Origin of the sequence: Phyllobacterium sophorae, from assembly GCF_003010965.1 — a bacterium.
GTDB classification, from domain to species: Bacteria; Pseudomonadota; Alphaproteobacteria; order Rhizobiales; family Rhizobiaceae; genus Phyllobacterium; species Phyllobacterium sophorae.
Genome location: NZ_PGGM01000017.1, coordinates 24,574 through 46,976, shown reverse-complemented (window position 1 = coordinate 46,976; position 22,403 = coordinate 24,574). Strand labels below are relative to the sequence as shown.

The following is a 22,403-nucleotide window of genomic DNA, read 5'->3' as shown; positions in this document are numbered from 1 at the left end:
TCATCGATGAAGGGACCCGCGCATTTTTTTGCCGCAATGACCCCATCACACAAGCGCTGCCCAATGGGGTGCATCTCTGCTACTTTTTGCCTGTCGAACCCAGACTATTTCGTGCCGCCGCTGCGCCGACGCGATTGTTCCGCCGGCAGGACCCCGCCGGCATCAAAGAAGGGCCCCTTAGACAGAATTTGCATCGGTTCCTTCTGGCCTACGCGGCCTCCACGAGCCGGTGACGCTCATAGAGGAACTTCAGCACTGCCGATCGGCAGCGGATGTAGGTCGCATCAGATGCCAGCTCGATGCGCCGGCGCGGACGAAGGAGCGGAACATGCAAAATCTCTCCGATCCTGGCCGAAGGACCGTTGGTCATCATGACGATACGATCTGAAAGGAGCACGGCCTCATCCACATCGTGGGTGATCATCAACACCGTATTGGCGAGTTCAGCGTGAATCTGCATGACCTGATCCTGAAGATGCGCCCGCGTCAGCGCGTCAAGTGCCCCGAACGGTTCATCGAGCAACAGAACTTTCGGCTCCATCGCCAGCGCCCGCGCAATGCCGACGCGCTGCTTCATGCCGCCGGAGACTTCCGCTGGGTGCTTGTCCTTGGCGTGGACCATCTGTACCAATTCGAGATTGCGCATGGTCCACTCGTGACGCTCTGCCCGGCTTTTTGTCGCCGAGAATACCTTGTCGACAGCCAGCTTGACGTTTTCGTAGACTGTCAGCCAGGGTAGCAGGGAATGGTTCTGAAATACGACTGCCCGGTCTGGTCCCGGTGCATCGACAACTGCGCCATCCAGAAAAACCACGCCGCGTGTGGCCGTGGTCAGGCCTGCCACAATATTGAGCAGCGTCGATTTTCCACAACCAGAATGGCCGATTATCGAAATGAAATCACCCTTTTCGACGGTCAGGGAAACCTGGTTTAGGACCGGTGTGGTGGTGCCGCCGCGGCTGAACACCATGTCGATCTGTTCAAGCGAGAGATAGGGCTTTGACATGTTGGTCTCCTCCTTAGGCGCTTGCCGTGTTGCGGGTTACCGTTTTGGCGAGGAAGGCGATGGCGCGATCAAGCAGATAACCGACAATGCCGACATAGATGAGAGCCAGAATGATGTCGCTGATGCGTGAGGAATTCCAGGCATCCCAGATGAAAAAACCGATGCCGACACCGCCAATCAGCATTTCAGCAGCAACGATGGCGAGCCACGACAGGCCGATGCCGATGCGCAGGCCCGTGAAAATATAAGGGGCTGCTGCCGGGATCATGATCTTGGTGAAATATTCGAACTGGTTAAGGCGAAGTACTTTGGCGACGTTCTGGTAGTCCTGCGGAATATTGCGGATGCCGACGGCGGTATTGATGATGATCGGCCATATGGCTGTAATGAAGATCACGAAGATTGCAGAGGGATTGCCGTCTTTGAACGCGGCGAGTGAAAGTGGCAGCCAGGCAAGCGGCGGCACGGTACGCAAAACCTGGAAGATCGGATCGAGACCCCGCATGGCCCAATCGCTCTGCCCAACCAGCGTACCAAGGGCAATCCCGGCGATCGCAGCAAGGCAATAACCGAAAGCCACACGCTTGAGGCTGGCCAAGATATGCCAGAACAGACCCTGGTCAACGCCCTGCCCCACATAGAACGGATGAATAATCAGTTCCCAGGTTTCGGAGACAACACGTGAGGGTGGTGGAACGCTTGCGGTTGGTGACGAACAAATGATCTCCCAAAACACCATCAGGAATGCCAAGGTAATGAGCGGTGGCAGAACATGTCCTGCCAAAGAAGAGAGCCACTGCGCAAGCGACCGCCGAGCAACAGCTTTTGGGGAAACCGCAAGGGTCATGATCTTGACCGCATATGGCTTCTTGTTCACAGGAATGGGGCTGACGGCCATACCGGTTTCCTTCAAGCAAAACGTTTGATGTCGAGGCTGGCAAGGTAGGTCTGCGGATTGTCCGGATCGAAAATCTTGCCGTCGAAGAAAGTTTCCGAACCTCTCGAAGTCGAGGCGGGGATATCGGAAGCGGCAACGCCGAGTTCCTTTGCTGCCTCGCGCCACAGATCCTCGCGGTTGACCTTGCCGACCAATGCCTTGATGTCCGTGTCCGGCGCAAATTTGCCCCAACGGATATTCTCGGTCAGAAACCACTTTTCATGGCTTTGAAACGGATAGGAGGCATGATCACGCCAGAATTTCATTAAATGCGGGCTGGCCGTTTCGACACGCCCCGAGCCATAGTCGTAATCGCCTTTCAGCCGTCCGACGATATCGGTGGCAGGGACATTGAACCAGGCGCGTTTGCCGACAATTGCTGCCAGCTCGTCCTTGTTCGCCAAGTCGTCAGCCCATTGCTGGGCCTCCATCACTGCCATCAGCAGCGCCTTGGTGGCGTTGGGGTTTTTCTCAACCCAATCGGCGCGCATGGCAAACGATTTTTCCGGATGCTTGGCCCAGATTTCCGCCGTATTTACTGCCGTATAGCCGATGCCCTGATTGACGAGCTGGGCATTCCACGGCTCACCGACGCAAAAGCAATCCATCGTGCCGACTTTCATGTTGGCAACCATCTGTGGTGGCGGAACGACGATGGTTTCGAGGTCCTTGTCGGGGTCTATGCCACCGGCGGCGAGCCAATAGCGTATCCACATATCATGCGTGCCGCCAGGAAACGTCATCGCAGCTTTGGCCGGGCTACCCTCTGCCTTCTTCTTGGCAAACGCCTCTTTCAAGACACCGGAATTGGCTCCAACCTTCAAATCGGCATAGGCCGACCCGATGGAAATCGCCTGGGCGTCGAGATTGAGGCGCGCGAGGATGACCATGGGCAAAGGCTGGTTGTTCTGGGTCACCTTGCCGGCGCTGATGAGGTAGGGCATCGGGGTGAGAATATGTGCGCCGTCGATACCATTGCCAGTTGAACCCAGCACCAAGTTGTCGCGTGTTGTGCCCCACGAGGCCTGCTTGACGACTTCGACATCCGGCATGCCATATTTGGCAAACAGGCCCTTCTCCTTGGCAACGATCAATGGCGCGGAATCGGTCAGTGCAATGAAGCCCAAGGTTGCCTTCGTGGTCTCTGGACTTGCAGCTGCTGCATAGGCGCCAGCAGGAAAGGCGGATTTGGCAGCGGCAAGCAGAGCAAGCACTCCGCCTGCTTTCAAAAGTTTTCGTCTTTGTATGCCAGTCGACAGTTTCTGTTTCATCGTTTGTTCCCTTTAAATGCTTCGGCCTTATTGAGCCGTTCGAGCCATAAAAAAACGCCGCTGGATGGGTGCATTCCCCGGGGTGGACCGGTGAAATGTACTTGCCCGAGCGACGTCGATGTCTTTGAGGCCCCCTGCGGCGCCCTACGGGTTCCTGTCGTCATTGACGGAACAACCTATACAAGCAAACCCCATGCCACTTTCCGATAGATCAGGTAGTTTGTTGAAAACAATAAACAATTTTCGCTGGCCGCTCACATGGAGTACCGAGGTTCCCCGGCCCAAGCGTGAAATTTGTGCTGCGGCGGGAAGCTTCTGCCTATTTATTATGCCTGCACAAAATTTGCTCATATTTCAGTGGCATTCAGAGAACGGAACGCCCTGCAACCGCTGGCTGTTTGGACGGCGACGATTTCGAAAGCTTCCATGCGCTGCGGCCGACGCGTCCACGCTCAAATCCGAGAGCTTGCGCACCCCTTGGGAACCTGCGCATTGCTGCCGCGTTAGAGCGGCAGGACGAAAACAGAATGATCGAGGGCGGGTGTCCTACCAGCCGCAATGTGGTCGTCATGGATACGTTTGATCTTCGGGAAGGCGAAACAGCCAATGTCGGCTCGTTGCGCGAACTCAAAGCACAGGCCGAACATTGCAAGCGCTGTGATCTCTACAAACATGCTACACAGACCGTCTTTGGCGAGGGGCCGATGCAGGCAGAGATCGTTCTTATCGGTGAGCAACCGGGTGACAAGGAGGACCTGGCAGGTAGGCCCTTTGTCGGGCCTGCGGGCGCCGTTTTGAATGAATCCCTGTCAAGGGCCGGCATTGACCGGGAGCGCTGCTACATCACCAACACAGTCAAACACTTCAAATTCACGCAGCGCGGCAAACGGCGGCTGCATTCAAAGCCCAATGCTGGCGAAATACGAACGTGTGCCTGGTGGTTGCGCAGCGAACTCAAACTGATCGAGCCGAAAATCATCGTCGCCCTTGGAACCACGGCCGCAGGTTATTTAGTCGGCAAAGCGATTCGTATTACAAAGGATCGTGGCACGATCTTTCGTCCGCAAAACCTGCCGCCTGTGCTTGTCACCATTCATCCGTCATACATTCTCAGAATCCGTGATCGGCACGCAGCGAATGCGGAGCAAATCAAATTCGTCCATGATCTGAACCGGCTGAAAGAGGTTTTGGGCGATGGGCGATCGTGACCGTGGCATGGCATTGCTTTCGGGGGTTGTTGCATTCGGCCGCGTGGTAATTCGACAGAACGAAGAGCATTAGCGATGCCCGGTTGAAATCGGTGTCACCTGCCCTGGTGATCCCAGTCAAGTCACAAATGGCGCGTGCTGACCGCCGATAATCAATTACAGCGCTGCCAATTGTCGATTGGACACCGAGGCCGGATACGCCTCACGGATCGTCAGCTTGTTTTCAAGCGCCAAGATCACGCTCTCGGCAAAATCGGTTTGGTACATCTCCGACATGCTCGAAAGCCCGCCCGGGGTGAAGACGTTGATCTCAAGGATCTTGTCGGCGACGATATCAAGGCCAACAAGGAACATCCCGTCCTGTACCAGTTTTGGTCGCACCATTTCGGCGACTGCTAAAATCTTATCGTTAATCTCCACGATCTCGGCGGTGCCTGCGACATGGATATTGGAGCGCACTTCACCTTTTGCCGGCACCCGGCGAAAGGCGGCATATTTTCCGTCTCGTTTCAGCGGCTTTCCGTTCATCACGAAGAGGCGAATATCACCTGCCTTGGCCTCGGGCAGATAGCCTTGAGCGATGAGGTAGCCTTCGCCGCTGACCGCTTCGAATATCTGGTTAAGATTGGCATCCTTTGGCGAATCGATTTTGAAAACGTTCTTGCCACCGGACCCCTGCAAAGGTTTGACGATGGCGCCCATCGGCTGTTTTTCGATGAAAGCGCGGATTTCTTCGATACTTTTGGAAATCAACGTGATCGGTCGCACGGATTCAGGAAAGTCCTGAAAATAAAGTTTGTTTTGAGCGAGCGCGAGGCCAGTGGGATCGTTGACGACCAGCACCCCGCGTTCGGATGCGAGTCGACCAAACATCGCGCCGACATGTGTAGCCCATGGCCGCTCCGCGGCGTCCTGTGCCGGGTCATTGCGCAGGAAGATCACGTCGATTTCGCGCACGTCGATCGTTTCGATCTTGGTCTTGTCGCTCTGCAAGTCTTTATGAAAGGTTTCCAATTTTTTATAGGTGGTACCGGGCAGTACGGTGGCGCGCACCATGAGACTATTATCGGCACGCAGCACGAAATCGCCAGGCGTTAGATAGTAGATCTCATGTCCACGGCTGAGCGCGGCGAGCGCCAGCAGAGTGGTCGTGTAACGCGGCGTTTCGCCTTCGATGGAGTTGACAAAGAATGCTATGCGCATGGAGTGATCCTACACCAGGTTACGAACTTGCGATCATTTCGACGGGCAGGAGGCCAGAACGAGCTTTCTCCAGTCGCTTCTGAGCCTGCGGATGCAAAAGAAAAACCGGCCTTATTTCCGGTGCTTTCAGCAGACCGCGGGAATTCAATTCCTGCATGACACCGAAATGCGACGCAGCGATTTTCCCCATCCAGAACGGATCGAGTGCGCCGCCGCTGCCCAGATGCTTGAGCACCTCCAGGAGGCCGCGCAGATAGATCGCGTCCTTTGCCAGACCTCCTCCTCGATATAGTCTAAGCGTCATATGGAAGGCGCTGATTTCGCTGAAGCCATAGTCGCGAACCAGTGCATGGAATGTCTCTTGGAACGATGCGCCTTCCAGCATCGCCGCGCATGCGACAACGCGGGCTGCAATGAGGCGCAGGCGTTCAGTGGTCATGCCGCCAACGAGATATTCAGCCAAGACTGCAAGCCCTTCCTGCACGCCCTCATACCCCGCAAGGCCCGTCCGGAACAACCGCAGCCCTTGAGCCGACCCATTGAAATAGGTCAATAGGTGAACACCGATCTCATGACTGAGGAGAGCGGTCAGTCTGCGCCGCGTCATGCTGGTGCTGCGAGAAATCAGAAGGCGGCCCCCCGAAACCAAAAGACCCGCTGGCAGGTCGTCGCGCAGCTCGACCGTCGCCTCAAAACCGGAATATTGCCTGCGATACATTTCGATCATGGTACGCGCCGCCTGCTCGATGACGTAGCAATCGACGCTTCCGGCCCGACCGCCGCCGCCTGCAATTTCGCCCCCGGGACCCGCCGTTTTGGCCAGGATGTCTTTTGCCGCATGCAGCAGGCCAGGTTCGACGCGTCCGTAAAGGACGCGGCTGAACTCCATAAAGCGAGGCGTTTCCCGGGCGAAGAGCATCGACAATTGCAAATCGAGTTCCTGTTGCTTTTCGCGGTAGAGATTGAAAAGAACGGGATCTTCAAAGCGGTCGAAGGCAATAGAGAAGAGCTTTTTCTTTTCGACATTTACCTGGACGGTTAGCGGCCGGTAGAGGAATTGGGGCGGACGCTGAAATCCGTTCGCCTTAAAATCGTGCCAGGCCGCATCGGCGTTGATGGGCGTGACCGCCAGCAGAAAGTCGAATGTCGCGGCGATTTCGTCGATACAGCGATCGGCACGTTCGACAGCGTCGACAAAGGCGCGCCGCCCGAGCGCGCGATGCGTCGGCAACTTGAAAATGCCGGCCGCCTTCAGGAATGCGGCGATCGCCTGCAACCCGGCATCGAAAATGTTGGCCACCACCCTTTCGCGCAGGTCGGGATAGGTGTTCTCGGACCCAGGCACCCGGTAGATTGGTGCAAAACGAACGGTCACGCAGGGAAAGCCGCGCAAGCGCGCGGCAAGAAGGGCGTGCGGATCGTCTACTGCACGACGTCTATCGACACGGGGCGAACGGAATTTCGCCTCGATGCTCCCAACCGCTGAGGCAAAACCGTCTAACGCAGCATGGGTTTCCGGTTGATCGGTGCCGGAAAGGGTGATTTCGAAAGGCAGGAGATAGGGGGCATCATCACTTAAAAGCCTATCCTGCGCGAGTTCGCCGACGTCGAGCACCACGAAGGCGGTAAAGCGCTCCGTCATGGCGCCGGCAATTACTTCGACAGCCGCCACGGCGAAATCCAGATCAGGGGCGATCAGATAGGACGCATTTGCCGACGTAATATCCAGCGCTGCGTCACCGCCGCGCCCATCGCTCACATGGACGCAAAGAAAAGGGAGAGCACGATCGATGTGAATCCGCCCCCCATTGTCGAGGTCGCATCGCACTGACTTTCCGGCATTGATTGATGCAAGTGCCTCCTCGACCGCTGTTATGTCGACGGCCGTCGCCGATCTCTTGCTGGTTTGTGCCTTGCTCATCGCATCGCCCGCAGGCTTTCCTCCAGGACGGGTAGGGTCGAGCGGACCATAGCACGCATGGCCGCCAGCGCTGACTTGTCCGGCAAGCCTGTCCATTCATCCATGAAGAATTTTTTAAATTCGATGGCGATGGCGCAGCCGGTCCTGGGGAACGCTTCATGAATGAATCGCGTCTGCTCGCCTTTACCTTCAAACGCCACATTCTCGCGCACGTCCATGCGGTGCCCGCGAAACGTGAACCCGCGCAGTTTTTCCATGAAGGGATCGATAACATGCGCCCATCGGTCTCGATCCATGGAGTAGGTACCGATATTGATATCGGGCGCGGTTTTCGGATCAGAAGGCGCTGCGTGCGGGCCGCCGCGGCGGTGATTATAACTATGAATGTCGAGTACGACGAAACGCCCATGATGTTTCTCGAGCTGTCGCAAGACATGCCTCAGCATCGAGTAGTAGGCATCATAGACGCTGAGCGTATCCCTTATCGACTTTGGGTCGGGTTTCGCATTCCATATGTCCATGCCCCAAGCCTGCTCGGGCGAAAGGTAGATTGCCCCATCACGCGCTCGGTTAAGGTCGACCTCGAAGCGCGAACGATGGAAGATGATACGATTGGGAACGTCGCAAACGGCGAAAGCGGTGAACGGATCTTCTTCGCGCAATCGCTCGGCTTCTGAGATCGCCATCAAGGTCGCAATGGCTGGACGGACCGCGTGGCCGTTGTGAATTGCCGTAGCCAAGATCGGGGACAAACCGCAATGCACTGTCCACCAATCGGCAGCACTATTTTCCGATTCATCCTGCGACCCCAAGTTTGTTCTCCCAATTGATGGACTAAAATCCTTCTCGCCACAATTTTCTATCGGGCCAAGCCGGTCGGTACGAAGACAACGTCTCATGCCATCAGGCGGTTCCATCAAGGCACATCGCGGAATATTTAATATGAAGTCAGTTGACCTTGAACATCATAGATCACATCAACATTCACGCTTATCGCCATGGCGCAAAACTTGTCCGCACAAGAATAGCTAACGTTTGGACTCCGATTTCAGTTACGCGTTAGTGCCGTGGTCCCATGCAGCGCTGCTGGGCCGATGCCACTATGGTCTATCCTTTAAAACTAGGAAATCCAGCAAAAAAATAAGGTGTTGTCCGGGAAACGCCTCTGATAAATTTCCCCCATCGATTACCAATGGAACAACGTGCCCTGATGATCAGCGCATGGTTGCTGATGCATCACAACCCAATTAAAGAAACCCAATCCAACGACCGGCGATGATGGCACTGATCCAGACCGTTATCGACAAAAACGCCGATACCTTAACTCCTCGGTGTATTTTGCCGCCCGACAATGCAATCGGCCAATGGCGACTGCGATGGAGAAGAACGGCATTGATGATGCCAAAACCGACGAGCCCGACCTTGACGAGGAAGGCGGTATTTTGGGCGTAGGCAATCGGCCGCACCGAGAAAAGCATCAATCCTGTGGCGATCGCGAGTACCACACCGATCGCCGCGATACGCGATAGCGGCGGCCCAAGGACACTGATCGGATACCCTTTGAACGCTCCGAGTATTCGAAGATCCAGCGACACGATCGCGCCGACCACAAGTCCGATCGAGACTATATGCGCCGCGTTGACAAGCAGGTAGACAAGCTGAACCCGCCGCAATACGACTGCGCCTGGCCACTCAGAGAACGCCTGCAGAAGCTCCACCAGCGCGTCAATCAATTCGTCTTGATGCGCTCAGGGTAGATATCAAAGGTTTTCCCGCCTACAGTAATCCTTACCGCCTTCATGCGCTTTTCCTTTGGATCGCTGGAGCGATTTCCAAGTGCGGTGATCTCATCGCCAACCTTTGCAACACCTTGGACAAAGCCCGACCTTTCGGTTTGACGCGGGTTTGCAAGTTCTATGCGCCACAGACCGTCATTGGCTGTCTCAACATCCAGCGTTGGATGCGGTGGTCCTATATAAATATCCCGAACTACCCCTTTGAGCTCCAGCTGATCCGCCTCGGCCCAGGACCAGCCGTGATGCGCTGCGGCTCCCGAGATGACCAGTATTGTCAGCATAGCGCCGCTCAGCAATCGGCAGAACAAGTTCATCGTCATGTTTGCCTCCCTTTAGGTTCGCGGAAAGCATTGAGTGTCGCACCAATTGTCCCCAAGTCAAACAATCTGACTGCAGCATGGTGACGATCGGCTGCAATCAGCGATCGTTCGACACCTCCGTTTCAATCGGCGTAAGCAATCCTTGTTGCTTGTCCAAGGGAGCAAAGACATGGATCGCCTTTTCCCGGATGCGGAAATAGGCCGGTGTCCACGTTGTCAGATCTCCATCCGTATTTACCGCACGCGGCCTGCTCGTCTTGATCGTGACTTCGGTGGTCTGGAAGGCTCGCACATCATCCCATTTGCCCTGCGTGCCCTTGCGCAGGCTTGGCAACAGGGTCAGCAATCGCCACCAGTGATCAACCTCAAGACTGTAGAAATCCAGGCGCCCGTCATCGGCGGTCGCGGTTTCCTCGACCGTCATTCCTCCACCATAGTGCCGGCCATTGCCAACCGATACCTGCATCGTCCTTATTTCTTCCACCGACCCGTCATGTTCGACGTATGCCGTGAACAGACGTGAACGGGCCAAGAGCCGCGCAGCAACAATGGCATAGCCGAGCTTGCCCCATCGCTTTTTGGCTTTTTCGCTCAGTTCGCTTGCAAGTTCCGCGCTGAACCCGATGCTGGCCACATTGAAAAACAGGTGACCATTGACCTCGCCCAGATCGATCGGCCGGGGCGTGGCGGAAAGGATTAACTTGGCGGCTTCGTGCGCGTCCGGCGGAATGCCGATCGTCCGTGCGAAATCATTGGCCGTGCCCAGCGGCAGGACCCCCAGCGGCAGCGCTGTCTCTACGAGACCGGCCGCTGCCGAATTCAGCGTCCCGTCGCCGCCGCCAACAATCACGAGATCGCAGGCTTTGCTCATGCGGCGGATGACATCAGATAGATTTTCGCCTTGTGCAGGTGCTGCATCGACAAGCGTCAGGCCCCCATCTTCAAGGACCTGACGGACTGTAGCGACGGACTTTCTGCCGTTGCGCGCATTGGGATTAACGATGAATAGCGCGCGCCTTAGCGACTTTGCTGCCATATACCTACCTGAGTTTCGCTGGTGTGCCGATGTCATCAACGCAGGTGGGCGTTTAATTGTGGCGATACAAGGATCAAGGCTTCAAGATCGAAGTGCCCTAGTCCCAGCTCAGGACCACCTTGCCGGAACTGCCGGAGCGCATTGCGTCAAATCCCGCCTGGAAATCATCAATCGGCAAACGGTGCGTGATGATCGGCGACAGATCAAGTCCGCCCTGGACAAAGGCAATCATCTTGTACCAGGTCTCGAACATCTCGCGGCCATAGATGCCTTTCAGGTTAAGCATCTTGAAAATGACCTTGTTCCAATCGATTTCGAAGCCGGTTGGTGCAATACCGAGGATGGCGATCTTACCGCCATTGTTCATCTTGTCGATCATGTCGCGGAAGGCCGGAGCCGCGCCCGACATTTCCAGACCGACATCAAAACCTTCGGTCATGCCAATTTCCCGCATGACATCGGCGAGGTTTTGCGACGAAGCATCGACGACATAGTCAATGCCGAGCTTGCGGGCGAGTGAAAGACGTGCCGGATTGATATCCGTGATCACCACCTTGCGGGCGCCGGAGCGCTTTGCGACCAGCGCTCCCATGATACCGATGGGGCCAGCGCCGGTGACAAGCACATCCTCGCCAACAAGATCGAAGCTCAGCGCCGTGTGCACGGCATTGCCGAACGGATCGAAGATCGCGGCAATTTCATCGGCGATGTCATCGGGGATAGGCACGACATTGGCTTCCGGAATGCAGACATATTCGCCGAAGGACCCGGGCCGGTGCACGCCGACGCCCAGCGTGTTGCGGCACAGATGCCCCCTGCCCGCCCGGCAATTGCGGCAGGTTCCGCACACGATATGGCCCTCGCCCGAAACGCGCTGACCGACCTTGTATTTGGTTACGGCCGAACCGATCTCGGCGATCTCGCCGCAAAATTCATGGCCCACCACCATCGGCACGGGGATCGTCGCCTTTGCCCACTGGTCCCAATTGTAGATATGCACATCGGTTCCGCAGATGGCGGATTTCTTGACGCGGATCAGAACGTCGTTGGGGCCAGGTTCGGGAACCGGAACCCGTTCCATCCAGATCCCCGGTTGCGCCTTGGCCTTGACCAGTGCCTTCATCATGTTCGACATGGATCTATCCTATTTGATGATACCGAGATCACGCCCTACTTCCGCAAAGACATCAATCGCCCGGGCGACATCTTGCGTGGTGTGGGCGGCAGACATCTGTGTGCGAATGCGCGCCTGGCCCTTCGGTACCACCGGAAATGCGAAGCCGATGACGTATACGCCCTTCTCCAGCATGCGCGATGCCATCTCCTGGGCCAACGTCGCTTCGCCGAGCATCACCGGTATGATCGGGTGGTCGGCGCCAGCCAGGGTGAAACCAAGCTTTGTCATGTCCCGGCGGAAATGCGCAGCATTGGCATTGAGGCGCGCCCGCAGGTCCGCGCCCTGGTCGATCAGGTCAAAAACCTTCAATGAAGCTGCGGCAATGACCGGGGCCAGCGTATTGGAAAACAGGTAGGGTCGCGAGCGCTGGCGCAGCCAGTCGATCACTTCGCCCTTGGCGGATGTATAGCCGCCCGATGCGCCGCCCAGCGCCTTGCCAAGGGTACCGGTGATGATATCGACGCGCCCTTCGGCACCGCAATGTTCGGCGGAGCCGCGGCCATGGCTGCCCACGAAACCGACGGCATGACTGTCATCGACCATGACCATCGCATCATATTTCTCTGCAAGATCACACACGCCCTGAAGATTGGCGATAATGCCATCCATTGAGAACACGCCGTCTGTAGCGATCATCTTGAAGCGGCTGCCTTCGGCCTTCTTCAGTTCTTCTTCCAAAGCGGCCATGTCGTTGTTGGCATAGCGGAAGCGCTTGGCCTTGGAAAGGCGCACACCATCGATGATCGATGCATGGTTGAGCGCATCCGAGATGATGGCATCTTCATCACCAAGGAGCGTTTCGAACAGGCCGCCATTGGCGTCGAAACAGCTGGAGTACAGGATCGTATCTTCAAGTCCAAGAAAACTGGAGATGCGCGCTTCAAGCTGCTTATGCTCTTCCTGTGTGCCACAGATGAAACGCACCGAGGCCATGCCGTAACCGTAACGGTCGAGTGCGGCCTTGCCGGCTGCCGCCAGCTCTTCATTGTTGGCAAGGCCGAGATAGTTGTTGGCGCAGAAATTCAGCACCTTTGCGCCTGTCGAAATCTCGATCTGCCCGGCCTGTTTCGAGGTGATGACACGTTCGGACTTGTATAGTCCGGTCTCCTTCAGTCCGGCCAGTTCGCGGGACAAATGGTCGATGAATTGCTGGGTCATGGTGCCGCTCTGTCGTGCGTTTCCGATGGCGCAGGAATGCCACGGCGCCAAGGCGAATGATAGAGAAATTTTTCAGCGCGCGCCATCGCCCCCTTGTGTCAGCGGTTGCATTCGATAACGAAGGTCACTGCAGCTGGACCAGGTGCCCTGTCGAGATTTCCGCATACTGGCGCACGGGAACGACAAAGTCCGGTGTACGCACGGGACTCTTGATCTCCTCATTTGAGACCGGTCGTTTCATCCCGCGCCGCGCCGGATCGGGAACAGGCACTGCCGAGATCAGCTTTTTGGTATAGGGATGTTGCGGATTTTCGAAAATCGCCGCGCGCGGTCCGATTTCGACGATTTCGCCCAGATACATGACGGCGATGCGATGACTGACCCGTTCGACGACTGCGATATCATGCGAAATGAAAAGGTATGCCAGGTTCAGACTGGCCTGCAGATCAAGGAGAAGATTGATGACCTGCGCCTTGATCGACACATCGAGCGCCGAGACGGATTCGTCGGCGACGATAATCTTGGGATCAAGAGCAAGCGCGCGCGCAATGCACACGCGCTGGCGCTGACCGCCGGAGAATTCGTGCGGGTAGCGCGCTGCCATGTCCGCGCTGAGGCCGACGCGTTGCAGAAGATCCGCCACCCGCTCGCGTGCCTGGGCGCGGGTTCCAAGCTTATGTTCCAGATACGGTTCGGCGATTGCAGCACCCACAGTCATGCGCGGGTTGAGGCTGGCAAACGGATCCTGGAAGATCATTTGCATGGTCCGGCGCATGTCACGCAGCTGCTTTTGATCCATGGTCAGCACATCCTGGCCGTTGAGCAGAACTTCGCCGCCTTGCGCCTGGACAAGGCGCATGATCGAGCGTCCGGTCGTCGACTTGCCGCAGCCGGATTCACCGACCAGTGACAGCGTTTCGCCGGGCTGTAGGGTAAAGGACAGGTTCTCGACCGCGTGCACCCGCCCCTCAAGCTGGCCGAACATCCCGGAATGGATATTGAACCGTGTCGTCAAATTGCGCACATCGAGAAGCGGCTCGGCTTCCCGCTGGACCGTATCGGCAGCTTCGACGGGGGTATCGGAGCTCCCCGTGGCGCGATCCACGACGGGAAACCGCAAGGGCCGGCTATGTCCCTTCATCGAGCCAAGGATAGGAACGGCAGACAACAGCGACCGGGTATAGGGATGCTGTGGCCGGGCGAAAATGTCTTCGGTCTTGCCTGTTTCGACGGCCTCGCCGCCATACATGACCACGGTCCGGTCGGCAATTTCCGCCACCACGCCCATATCGTGGGTGATGAACAGAACCGAAGCCCCCTCCTCATCCTGCAACAATTTGATGAGATCGAGGATCTGACCCTGGATGGTTACATCCAGAGCGGTTGTCGGCTCATCAGCGATAAGCAGTTTGGGTTTGCTGGCAAGGGCCATGGCAATCATCACGCGCTGGCGCATGCCTCCGGAAAACCGGTGCGGATATTCGTCAAATCGCGATTTGGCTGCCGGTATGCGGACTTTTTCCAAAAGGCGAACGGTCTCCGCCTTCGCCTCTGCCCGCGAGATAGGGTGGTGGCAAAGCAGCGCCTCGCTGATCTGCTGGCCAACCGTGAACAGCGGGTTGAGGCTGGTCATCGGTTCCTGAAAGATCATGGCCACATCATTGCCACGCACGGCGCGCATCTGGTTTTCCGGCAATGCCAGAATATCCTTCCCGCCCAGCATGATCTTGCCTTCGATGCGGCTCTTGTCCTGCTGCAAAAGCCGCATGATCGAAAGTGACGTAACGCTCTTGCCCGAACCGGACTCGCCAACGATTGCCACCGTTTCACCGGGCGCAACATCAAATGATACATTGCGCACGACCGGCCGCCACTGACCGTCCGCGAGGAAGGACGTGGTCAGGTTGGAAACCGACAAAACCGGGGCGATGGGCTTTTCCATAGGCTATCCTTTTACCGTTCCGCTCAATCGGGCCAGCGCATCAGGCCGGCGATACGACGCGCATAGCGTTCTTCAAATGGCGTCGAGATGATTTCGTTCGACGCCGTGGCCTTGCCAAGTTCCTCATGAAGGCGCCTTGCCACAATTTTCTCTTCGCCCGGATGCAGGTTGCATGGATCCATATAGAAGTACCCGTGTTCGGCTTCGTGATCGCGCACGATGACAGGATGGGCACCGCGCGCCAGCGCATCGGCGAGATCCCAGGCCGTTATATGCGACTCTTGCGCATTGACGCTCACGCGCAAACGATCAAGCGGGTTGTTGGTCGGATCCGGCTCGATCTCGGCGGTGACACCTGGTTTGCCGGTCAGTGTCTGCTTCCACAAATTGAGGTAGCCGGTTTCCTTCTCACGAATGCCGGCATGGTCACGCTTCTCCCAGGCTTCCAATGCGGCAATGGTGCCAAGGATGCTTTCCTTGCCAAGCTTCATGCCGCGGCCGATCCCCATGTTTTGCAGGAAGGCACTGCGCACCAGCTCCTTGCGCCCGGCAACAATGCCGCCGGTCGGACCGCCAAGAAATTTGTGCGACGAATAGAGGGCTATATCGGCGCCCTGTGCGAGGAAGATCTTCAGATCATATTCCGACGCGGCATCAACGATGACCGGCACGCCGCGCGCATGGCAGACCTCGGCAAATTTCTTCAGGGCGATGAGCCCATACTGAACGGTGTGATGCGAAACGACGAAGACCGCCGCTGCCGTGCGCTCATTGATAGCGCCTTCGAGGTGATAGGGATAGCATGACGTCGCCTGGCCGATGAGCACGGCCCTGGCGCCAGAAAGCCGGATGCCCTGATCCACCGGTGCCCCATAGCTGACAACATGCCCTGTCTGGATAATGACCTCGTCCTTTAACCCTGCCGTGTCGGGCAGACGCTCGATGGCCGCCAGATCGTTTCCGGTCATCGTTGCGGCAACGGCGAGGCTGATGCCCGCCGAGCAGGACGCCGTGACAAAGCCTGCCTCGCCGCCGGTCAGGCGTGCGATCACGGGGCTTGCCATTTTGTGCAGATCATTGATTTCCACGAATTGCGGGAGTATGGCACTCATGGCTGCGACAGCTTCCGGCACGACGATCGACGCGCCGAGCGATGTCATCGTCCCCGACACATTGATAACGGGTCGAAGGCCGAGGGACTGGCGCAAATCGGGCGGCGTGTGAGAGTCGGTCATGCTATTCTCCTTGAAGTGATGCTGCCGAGCAAAACATTCCCTTTGCTTGGCATATATGCCGTTATAATGTAATAAAGAGTCGCAAGACTGAATGATCCTGCCAGGAGCCTGAACGTGGACGCAAAGACATCAGACATCGACGCCACCCGCGGTTTTGACAAAACCGAAAAGGCCGGCGCGAAGATCAAGCGATCGCGTGTCAGCGGCATTGACCGCGCGCTGCAGATTCTCGACTATTTGTACGAGACAGGAAGCCCGGCCGGTGTCTATGCCATCGCAAAGGCGATCGGTGCGCCGCTTTCCACCGTCTATGTGATTATCGACGATCTGGTCGAAAAGAACCTGCTTTCGCGCAACAGTGACAGCTCGGTCTGGCTGGGTGCGCGGCTTTACCATTACGGCCTTGCCTATGCGCGTTCGCTGGATTTCCTCAACGTCGCCAATCACGAAATGCACAATCTCAGCCGCGTTTCGGGCGAGACGGTTCAGGTTTGTGGCCGCGACGGCGACCATATGATGGTGCTCGCCATGGCTGATGGTCCGGGACATTTCCAGGTAACGTCTCGTGTCGGCACCCGGGTGCCTCTCAACTGGACCGCGTCCGGGCGCCTGCTGGTTGGCCATCTGCCGGAACAAGAGCGGCTGGACCTGTTCGAACATTGCGCCAAATCCTCGCCGACAGGACGGGCGGTGATCGATCCGGCGGTGCTGTCGGAATCGGCCAGGCAGGCCTTGCAGGCCCGCATTTCCATCCAGGCGGGCGAATCGGACTATGCCGTTGCCTGCGTTGCCTCGCCCATTTGCGACGACAAGGGGACATGCATTGCGACCATATCCATCGTTCTTCCCGAACAAAAGATCACCGATCATCCCGAGCGTTATACGACCGAGGTCAAGGCTTCGGCGGAACGGATTGAAACGGTGATGGGTTGGCGCAGCCACTCTTAAGCCCTTAGTCTTTCAAGGCGATGATCGCCTCGATCTCCACGGTGATATTTCCTGGCAGTGAGCCGAAGCCAACCGCCGAACGCGCATGGTTCCCGGCTTCGCCGAACACGTCGATGAGAAGATCCGAACAGCCATTGATGACCGAGGGATGATCGGCAAAATCGGGCACGGCGTTGACCATGCCGAGAAGTTTTACGACGCGCTTGACGCGGCCCAAATCCCCCAGGGCCGACTGCATGACCGCAAGCAGGTTGATGCCTGTCAGACGCGCGTGCTTGTAGGCTTCTTCGACAGTCACATTGCCACCGACCTTACCGGTATGCATGAAGCCATCTACTTCGCGCGGCCCCTGCCCCGAGAGGTAGAGCATATTGCCTTCCTGGATATGGGTAACAAAGTTGGCAATCGGGCTCGGCGCTGGCGGCAGCGAGACGCCAAGCGCCTTCAGGCGGTCGTAGGGAGAAATGTCAGCATCGATTGCCGGACTTGATATATGGCTCAAGGCTTATTCCTTAGCGGTATGAATAGGGTGCGATGGCACCGGATGTTTCAGGCTCTGCCGGCTGATAGCGGCTGGCAGTGATGAGCTCGTTGCCAAGCACTGCCCAGCGTGGCTCGAACAGTTTGTCGAGCCGGGCTTCGTAGCCCATCGAATCGATAACCGTAAGATCGGAAGCGGCCAGCTCGAAGATGGTGAAATCTGCGCGTGCCCCGACGGAAAGCAGATTGTCCGTCGGCAGATTGATGGCGGATGCCGGTGAGATCGTCACTGCTTCCACCACCTTGTCGAACGGCATGCCGACACTCAGCAGTTTCGACATGGTGGTGCCAAGATCCCATACGGCAAAATTCAAACTGCGCAGGTGGATGTCGGTCGAGATTGAGAAGGGCAGGAGACCACGCTTAATCGCGACTTCCGCCACGCGGAAGGAGAACGAGGCACCGCCGTGACCGATGTCGAGGCGGATGCCCTCGCCTGCACAGCGCGCCGCCAGTTCGAACAGGTCGTCGTCCTCGATAATGCTGCTGCCCACCTTGCCATTGAAGCAATGGGTGATGATATCGCCGGGCCCGAGAATCTCCAGGACTTCGTCATAGAGAGCCGGCGGCTCGCCGACGTGCACCATCATCGGGATTTTGAGAATCTTGGCGAGCTTTTTGCCCACTTTTACCGGTGTCACGCCCCATGACCCGGTTATGACGTGGCTGGCGCGCACTTTCAGACCGACAATATGATCGCGGTTTTCGTTGACGCAGGCCACCGTACGGTCAATATCGATCGAGCGGATGTCGCTGAGTTCGCTTACGCGGTTGCAGGCGACCAGCCCTATCGAGCCGAGGTTCAAAAACGCCTTGATGCGCTCGCGCGCCGGCTCGATGATGTATTCGCGAAATCCGTGAAAGTTGGCTTCGCCGGCCGACCCCGCATCGACGATGGTCGTTACACCGCGCTGCGCGCCGCACACTTGCGGACGAACGGAAATGTCGGTGCCGCCGTGCCAGATATGGGTATGCAGATCAACCCAGCCCGGTGAAATCCACGCGCCGTTGGCATCGACACGGCGAATGTCGGCCTGAACGTTCAGCGACCGGCCGAATTCGGCGATCTTTCCGTCGGCATCGATCAGAATGTCGATCGTCGAAGATGGTGTGTCAGGTCCGAAGGCAACCGGTTTGACGTTGGTCAGCAACAAACGACCATCGGTTGCAAAAGAGGCAGGCATGATCAGAGATCCTTTCTGAGGCGGGGGTCGAGAAGGTCGCGGAACCCGTCGCCGACCATCTGCAGGGAAAGAACGGCAAGCACGATGGCGATGCCGGGAAACAGCGTCATCCAGTCGGCCTTGCCGATATATTGTCGCCCTGAAGCGATCATCGTGCCCCAGGTTGGCACTTCGGGGCTGACACCGAGCCCAAGAAAGGACAACCCCGCTTCCGCCAGCATCGCATTGGCAAAGAGGAAGGTTCCCTGGACGAGAATGGGCGAGAGCAGGTTGCGCAGGATGTGCCGCGTCATGATATGGCGCGTCGAGATGCCGAGCGATGTTGCCGCCTCCACATAGGGCAGCTCGCGGATGACCAGCGTCGAAGCGCGCACGATACGGGCAAGCCGCGGCGCGTAGACGATGCTGAGCGCGACGATGACCGTGGTCAGCGACGGCCCGAGCGCGGCGACAAGCGCAATGGCCAGCAAAATGTCAGGAAAAGCCATCATCGCATCGATCAGCCGGGTAATCGGCGCATCGAGCTTTTGGAAGAAGCCGGCAAGAATGCCGAGCGTGACGCCAATCAGCGATGCCAGCACGACGACTGCAAAGCCGACCATCAGCGACAGGCGGGCCGAGAAGATCGTGCGCGAGAACACGTCGCGGCCAAATTCATCGGTGCCGAAAAACCATCTCATGTCGGGCGGCTTTAGTCTGTTGACGATGGACAATTTGTTTGGCGCATAGGGCGTGATCAACGGCGCAAACACCGCTAGCACCACGAAGATGGCCAGCACCATCAATCCGAAGAGCACAGTTTTGCGCCGGATGAGGACGCGGAAGAATTTGGAGCGCTCGCTCATGGGTGCGTTTGTCATGATTTCAGTCATCAGTAGCGCACCCTTGGATCAACGACGAGGTAGAGCATGTCGATGGCGAAATTGATGAGAACATAGAGCGCCGCAATGATGAGGAGCGCACCCTGGATAACGGGATAATCGCGGCGCAGCACCGCGGACACAACGAGGCTGCCGACCCCGGGCAGACCAAAGACGGTCTCAGTGACCACCGCACCGGAAATCAACACTGCGGCGGTGAGGCCAACGACCGTGAGGATGGGGATCAGGGCATTCTTGAAAGCGTGTTTCAGTACCACGCGCCGCTCATCCACACCCTTGGCACGGGCCGTGCGGATATAGTCATCGCCCAGCACATCGAGCATCGAAGCCCGGGTGAAACGCATGATGAGGGCGGAAGAGACAATGCCAAGCGCAAATGCGGGGAGAACCAGGTAACCGAGCCGCTCCGTCAGCGATGTGCCGGGGCCGCCATAGCCCGATACGGGGAAAAGGCCGAACCGCACAGCAAATATCTGCATCAAAATGAGTCCGAGCCAGAAACTTGGAATGCTTGCGGCGAGCATTGCCAGCGCTGTTGCCGCCTGATCGAAGAACGATCCGCGGCGATAGGCGGCGTAGATGCCGATCGGAATGGCGATGACGCTGGCAATCAGCAGCGAAAATATGGTGAGAAAAAAGGTGGGCTCGGCGCGCTGCGCCAGTGCCTGCAATACAGGCTGGTCGAGGAAGATGGACTGTCCAAGATCACCTTGCACAAGGTTGCCGATGAAATACACATATTGCACCGGGATCGACTGATCGAGCCCAAGCTGCTGGCGCAAGGCGGCGATGTCTGCAGCGGTCGCTTCCGGTCCAAGCATGACGGCAGCCGGATCACCGGGCGTGACGCGAACGATGATGAAGACAATCGTCACCACCAGGAACATCACGATGATCATGCCGATAAAGCGTTGAAGTATGTAACGGAGCATCTGGGCGGATTGATCCTGTTTGCAATTCAGTCAGGCATGGGCGCGGACGGATGGGTCTCATCCGCGCCAATTGCAATTGCGTCACTGCTTGAGCGACACGTTCCAAAAGTAGGGCCACGGTGCCGGCGTGAAGCCTTCGAGCTTGGGTGACTTGGCCGACAGCGCGTTGAAATCGCCGATCTTGATGATCGGCACTTCGGCATAGATCACCTTCTGAACTTCGGCCCACAAAGCCACACGCTTTTGCGGGTCAACTTCCGCATTGAAAGCATCGACGGCCACCTTGCGCGCCGGCGTATCCCAATTGCCCGGAGCGCTGGTCGACATGGCACCGATCAAGGCGGGTTCTGGCAGGAACGGGCTGTGGCTGATATAAATGTCCCACAGCTTCGGGTCAGCACGGCGCTGCGTCAGCGTTGCCCAGTCGACGACCTGCATGTCGACGGTAAAGCCCGCGGCCTTCAAATATTCGGCTGCAACCTGCGCCATCTTATAATGGAACTCATACTGGCGGCTTGTCAGGATGCGCAGCGGCTCACCATTATAGCCGGCTTTCTTCAGCTCCTCGGCGGCCTTTTCAGGGTCCGCCACATTATAGGCGCCTTGTGTACCTGCATCGGTCTTCCAGCTGTAGCCGTCGGGATACATGGACGGATTGAGCGTATAGAAGTCTGTGCTGCCGAAGGCCGCGGCCATCATGTCTTCCATGCTTAGGGCATCGCGGACAGCCAGGCGCAGATCCTGGCTCTTGGTGATGCCCTGACTGGTGTTCATGACGAAGACCGGCCAGCCGAATGGCTTGAGCAGAACGGCTTCGGTCGCCTTTTGATCCTTCAGCCGATCAAAGGCCTCGACCGGCAGGCTGTCGACATAATCGAACTGGCCGGAAAGGGCGCCTTCGACACGGGTATTGGGGTCGGGAACGGGAACGAAGCGGATTTCGTCCAGATATTGATGGCGCGCACCGCCGTAACCATTTTCGTCGCCTTCGGCAGATTTGTAATCGGCAAAACGGGTGAGCTGGATATACTGGTCGGCCTTGCGCTCTTTCAGCATATACGGCCCGGTCCCGATGGGATCGGTCATCGGGTTTTGCTGTTTTTCGCTTGGGAGGATGATCGCAGCGGCATTGTTGAATGCCAGCAGCGACACCAGTGGTGCGTAAGGTGCGGTGAGGGTGATTTTAACCGTTGCGGGATCGGCGGCCTCGATTGAGCTGATCATTGGAGCCGTCTGCTTGCCGCGCGAGGCAATCTCGGTCCAGCGCTTGAGTGAGGCGACGACGTCTGCCGCATCCATATCCGTGCCATCATGGAACTTGACGCCGGTATGCAGCTTTATGGTGTAGACTTTGCCATCAGCCGATACATCCGGAAGGCTGGCGGCGAGCAGCGGCGTAACGTTCCAGCTCTTGTCAAATGTATAGAGCGTCTCGAAGATGTGCTGCGAGACGATGCCGACAAGATCGGCGGTCGAAGCCATCGCGTCGAGCGTCGGCGGCTCGCCGATCGTGGCGACATTGATGACGCCGCCCTTTGACTGGGCGAAAGCAGCGGGGCTAACAGCAATCAGCGCTGAACCAAGAAGGAGTGCGAGCTTCAGTGATTTCATGACGGTTCCCTTTGTTATTCCACTATTATGGATTATAATGCTTTATAGTAGAATAGATCAAATGCTGGCGCTGCTGTCAATGCACAAAAAGAAAAGG

Annotated in this window: 20 protein-coding genes; 2 read left to right on the top strand and 18 right to left on the bottom strand. The window is 57.3% G+C overall.

Going from position 1 to position 22,403, the window contains the following annotated elements:
* Window positions 1-208 precede the first annotated feature (208 nt).
* Genes CU103_RS26790 through CU103_RS26780 form a run of 3 tightly spaced genes read right to left on the bottom strand, consistent with a single transcriptional unit; the run spans window position 209 to window position 3,214 of the window.
* Complete coding sequence (locus CU103_RS26790; protein WP_106667085.1) at window positions 209-1,006, bottom strand: ABC transporter ATP-binding protein; 798 nt, start codon at window positions 1,004-1,006, stop codon at window positions 209-211.
* A gap of 13 nt (window positions 1,007-1,019) precedes the next feature.
* On the bottom strand, window positions 1,020-1,904 hold the full coding sequence (gene ntrB, locus CU103_RS26785) for a nitrate ABC transporter permease (protein WP_106667084.1): 885 nt from the start codon (window positions 1,902-1,904) through the stop codon (window positions 1,020-1,022).
* A gap of 11 nt (window positions 1,905-1,915) precedes the next feature.
* On the bottom strand, window positions 1,916-3,214 hold the full coding sequence (locus tag CU103_RS26780; protein WP_106667083.1) for a CmpA/NrtA family ABC transporter substrate-binding protein: 1,299 nt from the start codon (window positions 3,212-3,214) through the stop codon (window positions 1,916-1,918).
* Between the two features lie 569 nt (window positions 3,215-3,783).
* On the opposite strand from CU103_RS26780, the gene CU103_RS26775 reads away from it, so the two are divergent.
* A complete protein-coding gene (locus CU103_RS26775) occupies window positions 3,784-4,422 on the top strand; it encodes a UdgX family uracil-DNA binding protein (RefSeq protein ID WP_106667194.1) in 639 nt (212 codons plus the stop codon).
* Window positions 4,423-4,578: 156 nt separating this feature from the next.
* Here CU103_RS26775 and CU103_RS26770 read toward each other — a convergent pair whose 3' ends face one another.
* From CU103_RS26770 to CU103_RS26725, 10 genes are all read right to left on the bottom strand, one after another.
* Window positions 4,579-5,625: a glutathione synthetase gene (locus CU103_RS26770; protein ID WP_106667082.1), complete on the bottom strand. Its 1,047-nt coding sequence runs from the start codon at window positions 5,623-5,625 to the stop codon at window positions 4,579-4,581.
* 19 nt (window positions 5,626-5,644) lie between these two features.
* A complete protein-coding gene (locus CU103_RS26765; protein ID WP_106667081.1) occupies window positions 5,645-7,546 on the bottom strand; it encodes a flavohemoglobin expression-modulating QEGLA motif protein in 1,902 nt (633 codons plus the stop codon).
* Complete coding sequence (locus tag CU103_RS26760) at window positions 7,543-8,373, bottom strand: N-formylglutamate amidohydrolase (protein WP_245449031.1); 831 nt, start codon at window positions 8,371-8,373, stop codon at window positions 7,543-7,545. Before CU103_RS26760 ends, CU103_RS26765 begins: the two co-directional genes overlap by 4 nt.
* Before the next feature lie 420 nt (window positions 8,374-8,793).
* Window positions 8,794-9,279 carry a DUF2214 domain-containing protein gene (locus tag CU103_RS26755; protein WP_245449017.1) on the bottom strand — a complete coding sequence of 162 codons (486 nt, stop codon included), beginning with the start codon at window positions 9,277-9,279 and terminating at the stop codon, window positions 8,794-8,796.
* The gene (locus tag CU103_RS26750) at window positions 9,276-9,662 is read right to left on the bottom strand and encodes a DUF6152 family protein (RefSeq protein WP_106667079.1); all 387 of its coding nucleotides are present in this window, start codon (window positions 9,660-9,662) and stop codon (window positions 9,276-9,278) included. The genes CU103_RS26755 and CU103_RS26750 overlap by 4 nt, the downstream gene beginning before the upstream one ends.
* A 97-nt stretch (window positions 9,663-9,759) precedes the next feature.
* Entirely contained in the window at window positions 9,760-10,698 is a 939-nt protein-coding gene (locus CU103_RS26745) for a lipid kinase (protein WP_106667078.1), read from the bottom strand.
* 97 nt (window positions 10,699-10,795) lie between these two features.
* Window positions 10,796-11,833 carry an L-threonine 3-dehydrogenase gene (tdh, locus tag CU103_RS26740; protein WP_106667077.1) on the bottom strand — a complete coding sequence of 346 codons (1,038 nt, stop codon included), beginning with the start codon at window positions 11,831-11,833 and terminating at the stop codon, window positions 10,796-10,798.
* Window positions 11,834-11,842: 9 nt separating this feature from the next.
* Entirely contained in the window at window positions 11,843-13,033 is a 1,191-nt protein-coding gene (locus CU103_RS26735) for a glycine C-acetyltransferase (protein ID WP_106667076.1), read from the bottom strand.
* A gap of 124 nt (window positions 13,034-13,157) precedes the next feature.
* A complete protein-coding gene (locus CU103_RS26730) occupies window positions 13,158-14,975 on the bottom strand; it encodes an ABC transporter ATP-binding protein (protein WP_106667075.1) in 1,818 nt (605 codons plus the stop codon).
* A gap of 23 nt (window positions 14,976-14,998) precedes the next feature.
* Entirely contained in the window at window positions 14,999-16,210 is a 1,212-nt protein-coding gene (locus tag CU103_RS26725; protein WP_106667074.1) for an aminotransferase class V-fold PLP-dependent enzyme, read from the bottom strand.
* Window positions 16,211-16,318: 108 nt separating this feature from the next.
* On the opposite strand from CU103_RS26725, the gene CU103_RS26720 reads away from it, so the two are divergent.
* Window positions 16,319-17,158 carry an IclR family transcriptional regulator gene (locus CU103_RS26720; RefSeq protein WP_425350666.1) on the top strand — a complete coding sequence of 280 codons (840 nt, stop codon included), beginning with the start codon at window positions 16,319-16,321 and terminating at the stop codon, window positions 17,156-17,158.
* 4 nt (window positions 17,159-17,162) lie between these two features.
* Here CU103_RS26720 and CU103_RS26715 read toward each other — a convergent pair whose 3' ends face one another.
* The 5 genes from CU103_RS26715 to CU103_RS26695 all read right to left on the bottom strand — a co-directional run bounded on the left by CU103_RS26715 (window position 17,163) and on the right by CU103_RS26695 (window position 22,306).
* Window positions 17,163-17,660 carry a RidA family protein gene (locus tag CU103_RS26715; protein ID WP_425350663.1) on the bottom strand — a complete coding sequence of 166 codons (498 nt, stop codon included), beginning with the start codon at window positions 17,658-17,660 and terminating at the stop codon, window positions 17,163-17,165.
* Window positions 17,661-17,670: 10 nt separating this feature from the next.
* Window positions 17,671-18,882: an amidohydrolase/deacetylase family metallohydrolase gene (locus CU103_RS26710; protein ID WP_106667072.1), complete on the bottom strand. Its 1,212-nt coding sequence runs from the start codon at window positions 18,880-18,882 to the stop codon at window positions 17,671-17,673.
* A 2-nt stretch (window positions 18,883-18,884) separates the two neighbouring features.
* Entirely contained in the window at window positions 18,885-19,754 is an 870-nt protein-coding gene (locus CU103_RS26705; RefSeq protein ID WP_106667071.1) for an ABC transporter permease, read from the bottom strand.
* Window positions 19,754-20,695 (bottom strand): ABC transporter permease, encoded by a 942-nt coding sequence (locus CU103_RS26700; protein ID WP_162707292.1) that lies wholly within the window; start codon window positions 20,693-20,695, stop codon window positions 19,754-19,756. The genes CU103_RS26705 and CU103_RS26700 overlap by 1 nt, the downstream gene beginning before the upstream one ends.
* Window positions 20,696-20,776: 81 nt before the next feature.
* Window positions 20,777-22,306, bottom strand: a complete 1,530-nt coding sequence (locus tag CU103_RS26695) for an ABC transporter substrate-binding protein (RefSeq protein ID WP_106667070.1) — start codon at window positions 22,304-22,306, stop codon at window positions 20,777-20,779.
* Window positions 22,307-22,403 lie beyond the last annotated feature (97 nt).

Bases quoted from the DNA above. Each gene is read 5' to 3' on its own strand.
- CU103_RS26705 (WP_106667071.1), bottom strand. From the start codon at position 19,754: ATGACTGAAATCATGACAAACGCACCCATGAGCGAGCGCTCCAAATTC.
- CU103_RS26745 (WP_106667078.1), bottom strand. From the start codon at position 10,698: ATGGCAGCAAAGTCGCTAAGGCGCGCGCTATTCATCGTTAATCCCAAT.
- CU103_RS26735 (WP_106667076.1), bottom strand. From the start codon at position 13,033: ATGACCCAGCAATTCATCGACCATTTGTCCCGCGAACTGGCCGGACTG.
- CU103_RS26710 (WP_106667072.1), bottom strand. From the start codon at position 18,882: ATGCCTGCCTCTTTTGCAACCGATGGTCGTTTGTTGCTGACCAACGTC.
- CU103_RS26775 (WP_106667194.1), top strand. From the start codon at position 3,784: ATGGATACGTTTGATCTTCGGGAAGGCGAAACAGCCAATGTCGGCTCG.
- CU103_RS26730 (WP_106667075.1), bottom strand. From the start codon at position 14,975: ATGGAAAAGCCCATCGCCCCGGTTTTGTCGGTTTCCAACCTGACCACG.
- CU103_RS26790 (WP_106667085.1), bottom strand. From the start codon at position 1,006: ATGTCAAAGCCCTATCTCTCGCTTGAACAGATCGACATGGTGTTCAGC.
- CU103_RS26765 (WP_106667081.1), bottom strand. From the start codon at position 7,546: ATGAGCAAGGCACAAACCAGCAAGAGATCGGCGACGGCCGTCGACATA.
- CU103_RS26695 (WP_106667070.1), bottom strand. From the start codon at position 22,306: ATGAAATCACTGAAGCTCGCACTCCTTCTTGGTTCAGCGCTGATTGCT.
- CU103_RS26780 (WP_106667083.1), bottom strand. From the start codon at position 3,214: ATGAAACAGAAACTGTCGACTGGCATACAAAGACGAAAACTTTTGAAA.
- CU103_RS26700 (WP_162707292.1), bottom strand. From the start codon at position 20,695: ATGCTCCGTTACATACTTCAACGCTTTATCGGCATGATCATCGTGATG.
- CU103_RS26750 (WP_106667079.1), bottom strand. From the start codon at position 9,662: ATGACGATGAACTTGTTCTGCCGATTGCTGAGCGGCGCTATGCTGACA.
- tdh (WP_106667077.1), bottom strand. From the start codon at position 11,833: ATGTCGAACATGATGAAGGCACTGGTCAAGGCCAAGGCGCAACCGGGG.
- CU103_RS26770 (WP_106667082.1), bottom strand. From the start codon at position 5,625: ATGCGCATAGCATTCTTTGTCAACTCCATCGAAGGCGAAACGCCGCGT.
- ntrB (WP_106667084.1), bottom strand. From the start codon at position 1,904: ATGGCCGTCAGCCCCATTCCTGTGAACAAGAAGCCATATGCGGTCAAG.
- CU103_RS26725 (WP_106667074.1), bottom strand. From the start codon at position 16,210: ATGACCGACTCTCACACGCCGCCCGATTTGCGCCAGTCCCTCGGCCTT.